Annotated in this window: 10 protein-coding genes; 5 read left to right on the plus strand and 5 right to left on the minus strand. The window is 47.4% G+C overall.

Annotation, left to right across the window (positions count from 1 at the left end):
• Positions 1 to 88 precede the first annotated feature (88 nt).
• The 3 genes from modB to recJ form a co-directional block, all read right to left on the minus strand.
• A complete protein-coding gene (gene modB, locus PN462_RS01270; RefSeq protein ID WP_272126044.1) occupies positions 89 to 1,930 on the minus strand; it encodes a molybdate ABC transporter permease subunit in 1,842 nt (613 codons plus the stop codon).
• 22 nt (positions 1,931 to 1,952) lie between these two features.
• Positions 1,953 to 2,765: a molybdate ABC transporter substrate-binding protein gene (gene modA, locus PN462_RS01275; protein ID WP_272126045.1), complete on the minus strand. Its 813-nt coding sequence runs from the start codon at positions 2,763 to 2,765 to the stop codon at positions 1,953 to 1,955.
• 353 nt (positions 2,766 to 3,118) lie between these two features.
• Positions 3,119 to 5,419 (minus strand): single-stranded-DNA-specific exonuclease RecJ, encoded by a 2,301-nt coding sequence (gene recJ / locus PN462_RS01280; protein ID WP_272126046.1) that lies wholly within the window; start codon positions 5,417 to 5,419, stop codon positions 3,119 to 3,121.
• 320 nt (positions 5,420 to 5,739) lie between these two features.
• On the opposite strand from recJ, the gene PN462_RS01285 reads away from it, so the two are divergent.
• Both PN462_RS01285 and PN462_RS01290 read left to right on the plus strand, forming a co-directional pair.
• Positions 5,740 to 6,663, plus strand: a complete 924-nt coding sequence (locus PN462_RS01285) for an N-acetylmuramoyl-L-alanine amidase (protein ID WP_272126047.1) — start codon at positions 5,740 to 5,742, stop codon at positions 6,661 to 6,663.
• An 80-nt stretch (positions 6,664 to 6,743) separates the two neighbouring features.
• Positions 6,744 to 8,390 carry an N-acetylmuramoyl-L-alanine amidase gene (locus PN462_RS01290; RefSeq protein WP_272126048.1) on the plus strand — a complete coding sequence of 549 codons (1,647 nt, stop codon included), beginning with the start codon at positions 6,744 to 6,746 and terminating at the stop codon, positions 8,388 to 8,390.
• Positions 8,391 to 8,538: 148 nt separating this feature from the next.
• Here PN462_RS01290 and PN462_RS01295 read toward each other — a convergent pair whose 3' ends face one another.
• Both PN462_RS01295 and PN462_RS01300 read right to left on the minus strand, forming a co-directional pair.
• Positions 8,539 to 9,285, minus strand: coding sequence for an S-layer homology domain-containing protein (locus PN462_RS01295; RefSeq protein WP_272126049.1), 747 nt, complete (start codon positions 9,283 to 9,285; stop codon positions 8,539 to 8,541).
• A 26-nt stretch (positions 9,286 to 9,311) separates the two neighbouring features.
• Positions 9,312 to 11,606 (minus strand): RelA/SpoT family protein, encoded by a 2,295-nt coding sequence (locus PN462_RS01300; protein WP_272126051.1) that lies wholly within the window; start codon positions 11,604 to 11,606, stop codon positions 9,312 to 9,314.
• A gap of 227 nt (positions 11,607 to 11,833) precedes the next feature.
• On the opposite strand from PN462_RS01300, the gene patD reads away from it, so the two are divergent.
• The 3 genes from patD (at position 11,834) to PN462_RS01315 (ending at position 14,788) form a co-directional block, all read left to right on the plus strand.
• A complete protein-coding gene (gene patD, locus PN462_RS01305) occupies positions 11,834 to 12,217 on the plus strand; it encodes a heterocyst frequency control protein PatD (RefSeq protein WP_272126053.1) in 384 nt (127 codons plus the stop codon).
• Between the two features lie 83 nt (positions 12,218 to 12,300).
• A complete protein-coding gene (locus PN462_RS01310; RefSeq protein ID WP_272126054.1) occupies positions 12,301 to 12,891 on the plus strand; it encodes a TFIIB-type zinc ribbon-containing protein in 591 nt (196 codons plus the stop codon).
• A gap of 253 nt (positions 12,892 to 13,144) precedes the next feature.
• Positions 13,145 to 14,788, plus strand: a complete 1,644-nt coding sequence (locus tag PN462_RS01315; protein ID WP_272126056.1) for a dipeptide ABC transporter ATP-binding protein — start codon at positions 13,145 to 13,147, stop codon at positions 14,786 to 14,788.
• The last annotated feature ends 113 nt before the right edge of the window (positions 14,789 to 14,901 follow it).

Below are 14,901 nucleotides of genomic sequence, written 5' to 3' on the forward strand. Positions count from 1 at the left end.
CCTAATAGTTTCACTGTAACTCAATTTTAGTGAATCTTGGGTTTTAACCCAAGGCTTATTAAAGATAAAATCCCTAAATATTGAACAACTACCGAGCCATCAAAATTAACCGAAACGGGTCAAGAAACACCCTCCAAGGAAACGCCACATCCTTCAACTGTTCCCATTTTTCCCGATAGACCTCCACCTGTAAATGATAATCTTGAGACGACTGAGGCGGACTATTTAACTTTACATAAAGCGTCACTCGGTGTTGGGTTTCACTAATCATCGCTAACCAACTGGGGACAATATTTACCTCCTCCGAAGACCGAGCAAACCGGACATGATGGGCGCGAATGCCGATATAATTTAAAGGCTCAGGAATTGGCTCAATCACCTTTAACCTACACCCCCAAGCCGGAACTTCTACAAACTTTTGCTCAAGACGACGAGCCACCGTAATATTCTTACATTCCGTTACCTTTGCCACCTGGGTTGTCGGGGGGCGTTCAAATATCTCCTCCTTCGTTCCAGCGGCCAAAATTTGCCCCTCTCCAATCACTAATAAATTCTCACACACCCGATAGGCTTCTTCGAGTTTATGGGTAATAAAAAGCGTCACTCCTTCATAACTCCCTAGCACCTCAATGAGTAACTTTTCAATAAAACTGCGTAAGTAAGTGTCCAACGCCGAAAGTGGCTCATCAAAGAGTAAAATATCGGGTTGAATGGCCAAAGCACGGGCTAAGGCGACGCGCTGTTGTTGGCCGCCAGACAGTTGCATCGGGTAACGATGAGCTAACCCCCCAAGCTGCATCATGTCTAAATAGCGCGTTACTTGCTCAAACCGCGCAGGTTTGGGGAGATGTTGCAACCCAAAGGCAATATTTTGTGCCACCGTGAGATGGGGAAATAGGGCATAATTTTGAAAGACTAAGCCAACCTTGCGATCGCGGCTAGGCAGATTAATCCCCCGTCGAGACGAAAACAACACCCGTCCATTTAAAACAATCTCCCCCTGCGTCGGGGTATCCAGTCCCGCAATACAGCGCAAAATCATCGTTTTCCCAGACCCAGACCCCCCCAACAACCCTAACGCCTCTTTCCCCGTCTGAAACGCCGCTTGTAGGCGAAATCCGGGGACTTCTCGCTCAATATCCACCGCCAACGCTGAACCCGGTTTGCGGGGAATAACTGGGGAACTAGGGACAGAATTGCCCACTTTCGGGGTTGCCGTGCCAAAAAACAGCCAATTCAACCCCCGACGGGTTAAAGTATTGTGGGGGATGAAGCGGTGGGATTGATGGCCTTGATGGATAAACGCGATCGCGCCGAGAGAAATTCCCACCATCAACACCACCCACCCCAACGCCACCCCCATCCGTCCCCCTTCCGCCGCAAAATAGAGCGCAATGGGCATGGTTTGCGTCACCCCCTCAATATTGCCACTCACCAACAACGTCGCCCCAAACTCCCCCAACGCCCGCGCAAAGGTTAAAATCGTTCCCGCCACCACCCCCGGCCAAGCCAAAGGCAACAACACCAGCCAAAAAATCCGTCCCTCCGACGCACCCAAAGTACGAGCGCAACTCACCAGCGTCGGTTCAACCTGTTCAAAAGCACTCAACACCGTCTTATACATCAAGGGAAACGCCACCACCGTTGCCGCGATAACCGTTGCCGACCAAGTAAAAATCACCCGCACCCCCAACTGGTTCAAAACTTGACCCAGAGGGCTATTTTTACCGAAAATCACCAACAACCCAAACCCCACCACCACCGGAGGCAACACCAAAGGCAAAGTCAACACCCCATCCAGCACCCCCCGGAATTTGCCCCGATACGCCAACATCAACCGCGCCACGACAATTCCGGCAAAAAACGCCAAAACCGTGGCAAGACAAGCGGTTTTCAGGGAAATCCAGATGGGTGTAAGTTCCGGGTGCATGGGGAAAGAAAAAGCAAAATTGTTAATTGATAATTGAAAACCCGTAGTCTTCAAAAATTGCGATCGCAGCCTCCGTTGACAGAAAATTAATAAACTCCTGAGCCACCCCCGGAGACAAACTTTCCCTCACCACCGCCACCGGATACCGTATCGGAGCATGGGTATCCGAAGCAGCCGTCGCCACCACCTTCACCGACTCAGAAATCTGAGCATCCGTCCCATACACCAACCCCGCATCCACATTCCCCGTTTCCACATAAGCCAACACCTGCCGCACATCCTTTCCAAACACCAACTTCGACTCTAGCGACGGAAATAAACCCAGCGACATTAACACCTCTTGTGCATATTGGCCAGCAGGAACACTCTCCGGTTCACCCATCGCCACATAACTCACCGTTTCCGTCTTCAACTCCTTAAACCCCCTCACCTCCTCCTTATTCCGTGCCACAATCAACACCAAAGAATTCTCCAATAAATTCTGGCGCGTTTCCGTCAAAATTTGCCCTTTCTCCTCCAGATCATCCATCCACTTAGGAGACGCTGAAAGAAACACATCCACAGGCGCACCCTGATGAATTTGTTGCGCCAAAGACCCCGACGAACCAAAATTATAAGTAATCGCCACATCAGGATTTTTAGCCTGATAAGCCGTCTTAATTTCCTGCATGGCATCCTGTACACTCGCCGCCACAGAAACCGTTAATTTTGTATCATATAATTTTGTATCATAGTTAACCTCTGACTGATTCGCTTGTCCTGCACTACAAGCCACAACAGAAAACGCCAGTATCATCCAAGCGGAGAAGCTCAAAAAATGTCGTCTTTTCATCATTGGTGTAAGGGGAGAGTAAGGGGTATAGAATAAACTGAGAAAATCCTTGCAAACCTGCTTCTGCTATAGCTTCAGCGTCAGTTAAACAAGAGTCAACAAACCACAAAATACAAGGTCATGGTGTGTTGTCGTAACTCAACCAACGCAATCACCTTTCCTCAGTCTATCAGGGGATTATAGCGGATTGAACGCTCAAAGTAATCCCACTCTCATTGCAGAATAAACCAACTTTTTTTCAGACCCTGTATCCTTCGGTACTTTTTTATGTTTTTTTTGTTATTGGTTATTAGTTTTTTGTTCTCCATTATCTCTCCTTTGTGTCCTTTGTGTCTTTGTGGTTCACCAACTATCAATTACCCATTACCCATCACTAATTGACTTGACAAACTTTCCACCGGAACTTCATAAAAATAATGACGCTTAAACTGTTCCTCTGACACTATATCTAAAAATGGCTGCATTAACTCCGGAGTCAAAGAACTCCTTTTTGAAAAGTCAAGAACTTGTAAAGAATCTTTACTCAAACGCACCTTAAACCCCAGTTGAATTAAAACATCTACCCCCACCTTTAAACTCGCTGGACTAAGCTGTAATTTCTCTTGTAAAGTCTTTAATTTAGCCTTCTCTTGCGTCCGATGTAAATACTTAAAAACCCCCACCAACTGCATCAAAACCTCTTGAGGAGTCCCTTGATCTGGAGACGGATAAGCTAACGCTAACGGACGAGTTTGAGACACCGCTTGTCGAAATTTTTGGTGAACTTTATCCCACTGACTCGGACAATCTTTTAATAAAATCGGAGACTGTTCTAACTCCGCCTGGGGTTGAAAATTTCCACGCCAATCTAAGATATAATCTTGTAAAGAAAGTCCCGTCGAATACGTTTCCTGTGTTCCCCGTAAGCGAACCGCCATTAAACGGACTTCATAACGCTTTTCATAAGGATTTGCATCTAATTCTACCACCGCATCACAAGGTTCGTTTTCGGGTAACTCATCCTGATAATGTCCCCACCATATACCCGGAAATCCTTGTGACACTGTTTCGTCTATAACTTCAAAAAAAGTCCGAATATATTTAACTTTACGTTTATTTTTATCTACTATATTTTTATTTTTAAGATTCGTAAACCAGCAATTTTCAATCAATAACTGCGGCACAGGGTTTCCCATGCCACAAGGTTCAAGCAAAGTTAACTCTTTAAATAACGCCTTCCCTAAATCTGCAACTGTTACCTTAATATCTGCATGAACCACCGGACGCAATAACCCTGTCTCCGGGAATTGTAGGCGTAATTCTTGGTTTAACCCTTCAATAAAGGCGGGTAAATTTTCCACCGCAATTTTTAACCCTGCCGCATAGGGATGTCCCCCAAACTTATCTAATAAATGCTGTTGAGAATAAATAAGCTGATATAAATCAATCCCATTAATCGATCGCGCCGATCCTTTGGCAAACTCCGATTGGTCTTCCCCCGTACTTAATAAAATAACAGGCTTACCGTATTCTTGGGCAATTTGTCCCGCCACTAACCCTAACACCCCCGCCGACCATTGGGGGTCTTCTAGGACAATAATATTAGTCGTAGAAAGATCAACTTGTGCTAACTTTTGCTTAACCGCCTGAGTCACATTTTTTTGTAACTCCTTGCGTCGCGTATTGGCCAACTCCGTCTCCTCTGCGAGTTGCTGACAGCGTTTTTCATCCCGACTGGTGAGGAGTTCCACACAAAACGTTGCATCCCCGTGAATGCGACTCACCGCGTTGATACGGGGTCCTAGGCCGAAGGAGATATCTGTGGGGCGATCGCCATTTCCCCGACAAAAACTTAACAACTTCGCCACCCCAGGCCGAGTCGGGTTTTTTAACTGAGTTTGTAACTGTTGAATCCCCCGTTGGGCCAAATACCGACAATCCCCCCTCAACTCCACCAAATCCGCAATTAACCCAATAGCCACCAAATCCAACAACTCCGTCAACGGTTTCTCTGGAACATCCGGTAAAGTCGTGTACAATGCCTCCACCAACTTATAAGCCACCGCCACCCCAGACAAGTGATAAAGAGGATGCGTTTCCGAGAAATACCGGGGATTAATAATCGCCACCACCCCAGGCCGTTGGGGGGGTAAAGTATGATGGTCAGTGACAATCACCTCAATCCCCCATTGTTTCGCCACCTCAATCTCCCTTAAATTGGTACTCCCAGTGTCGCAAGTAACAATTAAACTCACCCCCTGACTCGCTAACCCTTCAATCCCCCCCTCATTCAACCCATGAGACTCCGTAAGACGATTCGGGATGTAATAACAGAGACTGTCCCCCTGCCGAAAAAACGCCCCCAGACCGTCCCAGAGGACGCTAGTAGAGGTAATCCCATCCGCATCAAAGTCCCCCCATATCGCCACCTTCTCCCCCGCCTCTCGCGCCGTCTGAAGCCGTTTCACCGCCCATTCCATCTCCTCCCCAAAAGCAAAAGGACTCATCGGGGTATAAGCATCCGCATCCAAAAAGGGAATTAATTCTTCAGGGGTTTGTATCCCCCGTTGCCAGAGGAGTTGGGCTGCAAAAGTCCCCTCAGATAGAGGACAATAGGGTTTAACCGCCTCAATAAACCATTGGGGAACATCGGGAGTGGGAGGGAGTTGCCATTGCATTTTGGGTAATTGGTAATCAGTAAACAGTAATCAGTAATCAGTAAACAGTAATCAGTAAACAGGGAACAGGGAACAGAGAACAGGGAACAGTTAGTTCTTTGTCCTTCCCCATCTCCCCATCTCCCCCATCCCCCCATCTCCCCCATCCCCCCATCTCCCCCTCTCCCGAAATCAATTAAGCCTATGGTAACTTAGTCCTAGTATCCTTTGCCCAGACCCACGAACCATCCGCAAAATCAACCAACAACCAACAACCAAAAACAAACAACAACCAACAAACAGATATAATTTGATCGCAAAAACAGGCGCGGAGAAGAACCTTGAAATTTGGCATTGATATGGGACATAACGCCCCTCCTGATGTAGGTGCATCGGGTTATGCTCAAGAAGATGACCTCACCAAAGCCGTTGGCACAGAAGTCATTAACCAACTCGAAGCCTTGGGTTACGAAACCGTAAACTGTACCCCCCGTTGGGCTTCCACCGTCTTAGACTCCCTCAGAAAGCGCGTTTCCACCGCCAACGCCACCGGAGTTGATATTTATGTGTCGATTCACTTTAACGCCTTTAACGGACGGGCCAACGGCTCAGAAATTTACGCCGTTAGTGCCGCAGGCCGACGCATTGCCCAACCCGTCCTCCAAGAAATTATCAACCTAGGCTTTTATAATCGAGGGGTGCGAGATGGCTCTCATCTCTATGTTCTCAAAAATACCCTCATGCCCGCCATTCTCATAGAATGTTGCTTCCTCGACTCCCGGATGGACATGGAACGCTATAACACCCCGGCCATGGTGCGAGCTATCGTCAAAGGGTTAACCGGAGAAACCACCCCAGATGATGGAGACACAGGAGTGAGTGAGGATATACTCACCCTGCAACAATATCTCAACCGCTTCCAAATTCCCGATAAAAACGGCAACGAATTAGCCGAAGACGGAATTTTTGGGCCCCTCACCGCCTCTGCCCTCACCCGCTTTAACGATATTATGGGGATTAACGCCCAAGGGAGAGCCGGAGCCGCTACTTGGAAAGCCATTAACGAAATTGCCATTAAACCCCTCCTGCGTCCCAACCATGCCACCGGGAAAGCGACTCGTTATGTTCAATATCGAGTCCAAACCGCCATTGATGGTATTTTTGGCCCCCTCACGGCGGCAGCAGTGGAACGCTTCCAAGAGCAAAATCACTTGGCTGTCGATGGCATCGTTGGGCCACAAACTTGGGGCGCATTAATTGGCTGATTCTGGTTTAATAGCGGAATCAGGATGCGCCGATCAACGAAGTAACCAGTACAATCTAGAGTGAGTTCAGGGAAACGGCTATGAAATTTGGCATTGATATGGGTCATAACGCACCCCCCGATGTGGGAGCGTCTTCTCGGTTTGGGAGTGAGGATCAATTAACCAAAGCAGTGGGAACATTGATCCTCGAAAAACTCAAGGCATTAAACCATGAGGTGGTGAATTGTACCCCCAATAGTGCCAGTAGTGTGCTGAATTCCCTGGCCCAACGGGTACAAACGGCCAATAGTAATCGAGTGGACGTTTATGTGTCGATTCACTTCAATGCCTTTAACGGGAGTGCCAACGGGACAGAAATTTATGCTATCAGTGATGCAGGGCGGCGTGTGGCTCAACCTGTGTTAGAGAATATTGTTGGTTTAGGGTTTAATAATCGGCGCATTAAGAACGGTTCTCATCTGTATGTGGTTCGTAATACCGATATGCCCGCTATTCTTGTTGAATGTTGTTTTATTGATTCTGAGAAGGATATGCGGCTGTATAATACCGAGACGATGGCCAATGCCATTGTCAAAGGGTTAGCGGGTAAACTGCCTACAGAACCGTCTCCTATCCCCGAAGATAATCAAACCCTTGAGTTACAGGAATCTTTAAATAAACTACAAATTCGGGACGCAAACGGGAAGGCATTGAGCGAGGATGGCATTATGGGGCCAGCCACCGAATCCGCAACCCAAAAGTTTCATGAGTTAATGGAAATTGATGCCCCGGGCCGGCCAGTGTCGTTAACTTGGAAAGCCATGGAGGAAATTTTCTCCCAACCCGTGATGCGTCCAAACCATGCGGAAGGGTTAGCGGTGCGTTATATCGAGTATCGCATTGGCACAGACGTTGATGGGATGTACGATGCAGAGGCCGCAGAAGCGGTGGAAAATTTCCAAAGACGGCAAGGGTTAGTCGTGGATGGAATTGTGGGTCCGAATACTTGGGAGAAGCTGTTGGGGACTCCTATTCCTGATCTCTCGGTGAAAGTTATTCGAGATACGGTGTTTAAACAAGAAGCCATTGATAGTAGTCAGATTACTGATCCGAATTTGAAATATCCCATTAAAGAGGGGAATGAGTTCGCGCTGCACAGTTGGACAGAGGAAGGGAATCATGTAAAAATTGCCCTGCTGAATGATTCGTTTAATGGGTTTAATACTTGGTATGCGTTTATTGACCATATTGAGATTTTCCAAGAGGGTGAACCGTTACAACTGCAACCGGAGGAGGAGGCCCCCCAGGTGAAGGAGCGAGGGGATGCGTTTAATTTACCGGGATATACCAGCACGTTTTATCTCAATGAACCGATTATTCCCAATGGTCATTTTTTCTGGCGGGAAGCTTTACATAATGGGGAACGCATCCCAAAAACGAAGGCTCATGTGGATAATATTATTGCGTTGGCGACTCGTTTGGAGGAGGTGCGGGACCGTTTGGGTGGTTTTCCGTTGGTGATTACCAGTTGGTATCGGCCTGAACCTTGGAATAGTCAGGTGGGTGGGGCAAGATTTTCCCGCCATAAGGTGGGTCAAGCGGTGGATGTGTTGCGCTCTGGTATGACGGGACGACAAATGGCTTCTCGGTTAAGAGACTGGCCGGGTGGGATGGGCATTTATCGCAGTTATCCCAATTTAATTCATTTGGATATTCGTCCCTATCGAGCTAGATGGGGTGGAGCATGAGCAATTAATAATTAACGTCTAACAATTAACGTCTTGTGCGACTTTTTGAAAACCCCTAATTTTAGCGGGTTCGAGAAACAAGAGATTGGCTCAAATAACCTGAAACCAAGATTCTGTCGTCGAAAGTCGCACCTCGCGTCATTATCTATTATCCACTCCCCATCCCAGGGGCGACGACGTATTCTTGGGGGATGATGCTGGGGCTGGCTTTGGTTTGACATAAGGAGGCGGCAATATCTCCACGGGTGGCCCATTGTTGGGAGTCTAGTTGCCGGGGGTTGGGGAATTTGACGACGACGCGGTTTTCTACGGCGGCGGCGACGTAATCTTTGGCGTAACCGGGAATGTCTTGGGCATCAATGAAGGTATCTTGTAAGAGGGCTTCTGTGGGTTGAAAGGGTTGGGTATAGTTAAAGCCGGAGGCAATGGCGACAATGACTTGGACGCGGGGGATATTTTGGAGGGGGGCGAAAATGCGATCGGGATATCCGGCTAAAAAGTTGGTTTCAAAGGCTTTGCGGATGGCGGCGGTGGCCCAGTATCCGTTGGGGATATCTACAAAGTAATCCTGATTGTAGTTTAAGACGACGGGTGCGTCGGGGAAGGCGCGGACGATAATATCGGCGAATTTGCCTCGTGTGACGGGTAGGTTGGGGCGAAATGTGCCGTCGGGGTAGGTTTTCATGATTCCTTGCCCGACGATGTAATTAACACATTGCTGGGCCCAATACCCTTGGATATCTTCGGGTAAGGTGGGGGATTTGGCCATGGTTCTCCCGGCCCCTAGGAGGGCGAGGGTGAAACTCACGATCGCGCTTATAATTAAGAGTTGTCGTTTAGAGAGTTGGAGTAGTTGGAAAAAACGGCTGATGGCCGATTGTGTTTCACCCTTCATCCTCACGCTTTTAAATCCTGATTTGCTTAATGGTCTTCTCGCCAACCGTCTTGGACTCGTCGTAAGTTGAGAACGTCACTCATTTGACGAATGCGGTTGCAACTGTTTTCTAACTGTACGCGATCGCGGATTTCAATGCCTAGACTAATCACCGCCGGTTTCCCTGGGTTGGTGGTGACATCGGCTTTACAGACATTGATATTCTGATCGCTCAACTTAGCCAAAATATCCCGCATAATGCCCACTCGGTCAAGAACCTCGACTTGGATATTCACCCGATAGGTTTGGGTGCGGCCATTGTCTTGGACGGGATTCCAGCTTACGGGAATCAAGCGATCGCCCTCCACTTGTTCCACATTGTTACACCCCTGACGATGAATCGAAATCCCCTTAGAACGAGTCACCACTCCGATAATAGGTTCACCTGGAATAGGACTACAACACCCGGCGATCTGATGCACCAATCCCTCAATTCCTGTAATCGGAGAATTACTCCCAGGGGTTTGGGGGGAACTAGGACTGGTTTCGATGGTGGTGGTGGCTGAGGAGAGAGAATGGTCTGTTTCAATGGGTTGCTGTTTCTTCACGGCATCCCGCAAACGGTTCACCACTAGATTAAGGGTTAATTCCCCATATCCCAAAGCGGCCAGTAAATCATCCACACTCTGATAATTACACCGTTCTGCCACCATCCGCATAGGATCAGACTTGAGCAAGGCTTCAAAGCCATTTTTACCCAATTCTTTTTCCAGTAGTTCCCGTCCCCGGGCCACATTTTCATCCCGGTGCGATCGCTTATACCATTGGCGAATCCGGTTTCGCGCACTGGGAGTCACCACAAAATTGAGCCAATCTAAACTGGGTCGGCTATTCTTACTGGTGATAATCTCCACAATATCCCCATTTTGTAGAGGGGTATCCAACACCGACCAACGGCCATTCACCCGGGCCCCTTTCATGTGGTTGCCGACTTCTGTATGTATCCGATAGGCAAAGTCCACGGGGGTGGCCCCTCCGGATAAGGCAATGACATCCCCTTGAGGCGTAAACACATAGACATCATCCTCAAATAAATTATTCTTGAGGTTATCCACGTATTCCTGTGCGTCTTTGAGGTCGTTTTGCCACTCTAGCAACTGCCGCAACCAAGAAAACTTCTCATCCTCGGAGGTGATTTTGGTACTCTTAGACCCCCCGGATTCTTTATACTTCCAATGGGCCGCAATCCCGTATTCGGCGATATGGTGCATTTCTAGGGTCCGAATTTGCACTTCGAGGGGGCGGCCAGTGGGTCCCATCACCGTTGTATGGAGGGATTGATAATGGTTGGGTTTCGGTAAACCAATATAATCTTTAAATCGCCCCGGAATGGGTTTAAATTCATCGTGAATGACCGCTAACGCTCGATAACACCCGTCTTTGGTTTCGGTGATGATGCGTAGGGCGGCAATATCGAAAATTTCGTGAAATTCTTTATGCTGCCGTTGCATTTTCTGGTAAATGCCGTAGAGGTGTTTGGGACGGCCTTTGATTTCCCAGACATGAATATCCAGATATCGTAACTTTTCCCGCAGAATCTCCACGACTTGTTTAATTCTATCTTCGCGATCGCTGCGCCGTTCTGAGATTAAACTCTGAATTGACCGATACGCTTCCGGTTCAAGATATTTAAAACTTAAATCCTCTAACTCCCATTTAAACCGACCAATCCCCAAACGGTTTGCTAGGGGGGCGAAAATGTCCATGGTTTCTTGGGCGATACGCCGTTGTTTGGCGGGTTTGAGATGTTCTAACGTCCGCATATTATGTAAACGGTCCGCCAATTTCACCACAATGACGCGAATATCTTTGGCCATGGCCAAAAACATCCGTCTAAAATTCTCGGCCTGTCGTTCCGTTTTACTAGAAAAATTAAAACTAGAGAGTTTTGTCACCCCTTCTACCAGTTGACGGACTTCTTCGCCAAATTCGGACTCTATTTCTTCTGGCGTAACATGGGTATCTTCGACAATATCATGGAGGAAGCCCGCCGCAATCATGGCACTATCGCCCCCCAAATCCCGTAATAAACCGGAAACGGCGATGGGATGGGCAATATAAGGCTCTCCAGACTTCCGATATTGCCCTTCATGGAGACTATAGGCGAAATTAAAAGCGCGACAAATGAGCGCACTGTCGTTATCTTGGTCTTCAGGAGAGTGGTGAGACAGTAAACACCGATTCAACCAGTCCGGAAGGACAATATCGGTGGGTAATACAGTCTCTGGGGAGGCCGCAACGGGGGCGACTTCTTGGGTTTGAGAGGTAGGAATAGGATTCATGGGATTATGATAATGGGTGTACGTCTTGGGTGAAGGAAAAATAAAACAAGCAGAATAAATACTGAGTTGTCAGGGAGGAAAGAAGGAAAAAGGGTTAAGGTTGGTGATACTAGAGACAATAGCGACCAATCTTAGGGCTTGTCAGTATTAAAGGGCAAAATTGCGGTCAAGATGTGTGGCTTAATACAATTATTAGTGATAAGAAAATAATAATACCCTCCTTCTGTATGTTGCCTCAACTTTATCAAGACCAATACCAAACTTTTTTAGAAACCCTGACAGAGTTAAAAAACGCTGTCACCCTAGCCATTCGGGACTCAGCACCACCCAATCCAACCGCGATCGGGCAAGCCTTTACACAAGTAAAACAAGTGTATCAAAAAAACATTTTGCCCTTGAGTGAGGAGAAAGAAGACAAGATACCTGTCGAAGAACGCTCGTCTTGGCAATCGATCCAAACTGAGATCAACCGTACTATGCGATTACTCCAAACCGATGTATTATTTTTACAAGCGGCTCGTCAGCAAGCAACAAGACAGGAACGGGAACAGGGATGTTTGCAGAAAATCGACAAGTTAATTCAATTCTGCCACACGCTAATTGCAGGTTAACTCTAATGTAGCTGATCTGCCTGATATTTCTCATCGACCCCCAGACAGTTAAAATGGGAAAGATTTAGCATGAGGAGGAATCCGTGGATTGTCCAAAATGTAGAAGTGCAGAGTTATCCGAGAAGCAACTGTCCCAAAGTATCACGGTACAGCGATGTAGTCAGTGTGAGGGAAACTGGATACCTGCGACGGAATACGAGAAATGGCAGGAAAAAACGCCCCAAAACACTGCTACCCCGGAACTTCTACAAAAACCCCTCGATTTTGAATTTGCTCCTCCGGTGGGGGATTCCAAAGCGGGGTTATGTCCAGAATGTAGTCGTTATCTCTCCCGTGCAAAAGTCAAATATCGCATTCCGTTTTTTGTGGAACGCTGTCAAGAATGCGAGGGGTTTTGGTGCGATAAGGGAGAATGGGAGGTTTTAACCCAGTTAGGGTTAAGTAGTTCCATTGAGCAGTTTTTTGAGCGTCAATGGCAAATGAAAATGCGAGAGCAGGAGTATTTGGCTAATGAACGTCAGACGTTGATTGATAAGTTAGGGGAGGATTTAGCGGAGAAGATTTTTGCCTTAGCAGAACAGCTAATGAACCATCCCAATGGGGATTATGCCTTGGCTTTCCTCATGCGAAAAGTGATGAAACACACGGATGTGCAAGAATTGAAGGATAAATGATTAATTGATAATGGATCAGGTAAAATACTTTTAAACTGGGTTACTTCAAGTGAGCCAAAAATACTCTAATCTCTTTCCCTGTTCCCTATTCTCTTGCCCTGTTCGCGTTAGCGTCCCGTCAGGGGTAGCGAAGCCGAAAGGCTGTTCCCTCCTATCACATACCAATTTAAATGCAAAATAGCTTAATGAGCTAACAAAGAATAAATTACTGTTCCCTGTTCCCTTTTTTAACAATTACCAATTACCAAAAAAAATGACCTTATTGCGTGTGGAAAATTTGCGGGTGGCCTATCCGAGTCAGTCTTCGGCGGAGAAACCTGTTTGGGCCGTGGATGGGGTGTCGTTTAAGGTAGAAGCGGGGGAACGGTTGGGGTTTGTGGGGGAGTCGGGGTGTGGGAAGTCCACCTTGGGACGTGCTTCGATGCGGTTATTACCCCAAGAGACTCGCATTGAGGGAGAGGTGTTGTTTGAGGGGAAATCGGTGTTTGGGTTGAATGCGTCCCAGTTGCGACGGTTTCGGGGGGAAGTGGTGTCTTTAGTATTTCAGGACCCTATGACGCGACTTGACCCGTTGATGACGATTGGGGATCATTGTGTAGAGACCTTGCTCGCGCATCAACCCCAACTCTCCAAACAAGCGTCTAAAAATAAGGCATTAGAAACCCTAGACGCGGTTCGTATTCCGCGAAACCGTTGGTCTCAGTATCCCCATGAGTTTAGTGGGGGAATGCGTCAACGAGTGGCCATTGCTTTAGCATTACTTCTTGATCCTAAATTGATTGTCGCAGATGAACCCACCACCAGTTTAGATGTTACGGTAGCGTCTGAGATTTTACAGGAGTTGACCCGGTTATGTGCGGAACGGGATTTAGGGTTGTTGTTGATCTCCCATGACTTGGCCTTAGTGGGGGAATATTGCGATCGCGTGGCCGTCATGTATCAAGGCAAAATGGTAGAATTCGGTGATGTGAAAACCATCCTACAACGTCCCCAACACGACTATACCCGGTCTCTCCTCAATGCGGCCTTACATATCCAAGTCATTGACGAAACCCAGAAAAGTCTAGACTCCCAACCCACACAAACTCCCTTATTAGCAGTTACAGACTTAAAACAACATTTCGCCCTAGAGAGCAACTTTTTACAGCAATTTTTCACCCGTCAAGAACAACCTGTTATTAAAGCAGTGGACGGGGTGAGTTTTTCCCTACAAGCAGGGGAAATTTTTGGTTTAGTCGGGGAATCGGGATGTGGGAAAAGTACCCTCTCCCGGACTATTTTACAACTGATTTCCCCCACCTCCGGCAGTGTGAAGCTAGACGGCACAGAATTAACCACCTTATCGACGGCTGAGGTGCGCAATTTGCGCCAAAAAATGCAAATGATCTTTCAAGACCCTCTAGCCTGTTTAAACCCCTTAATGAGCATTGGAGAGGGCATAGCAGACCCGTTATATATTCACAATTTGGCGAAACCAGGGGAAGCGAGACAGCGTGGGTCGGCGATGTTAGAGAAAGTGGGGTTAACTCCGGTAAAGGACTATTATCACCGTTATCCTAGGGAGTTATCTGGAGGCCAACAGCAACGGGTGGCTATTGCGAGAGCGTTAATTACGCAACCCAAACTGTTAATCTGTGATGAACCTGTCAGTATGTTAGATGCGAGTATTCAAAGCCAGGTGTTGGACTTAATGCAAGCTCTCAAGACCGAGTTTAATTTAACGTATTTGTTTATTACCCATGATTTATGGGTGGCGCGTTTTTTGTGTGATCGAATTGCGGTAATGAATGCGGGAAAGATTGTCGAAATGGGCGAAACTCACCAGTTATTCGATGATCCCCAACATCCTTATACGAAGAAGTTATTACAAGCTGCCCCTTTGTTAGTGACATCTTAGGTGTGTTGTTGGTTCTTTGTTCTTCTCCATCTCCCCTATCTTCCCTATCTCCTCCATCTTCCCTATCCTCCCCATCTCCCCTATCTTCCCTATCTCCTCCATCTTCCCTATCC

Origin of the sequence: Spirulina sp. CS-785/01 (assembly GCF_028330525.1) — a bacterium.
Classification (GTDB): Bacteria; Cyanobacteriota; Cyanobacteriia; order Cyanobacteriales; family Spirulinaceae; genus JAQMSD01.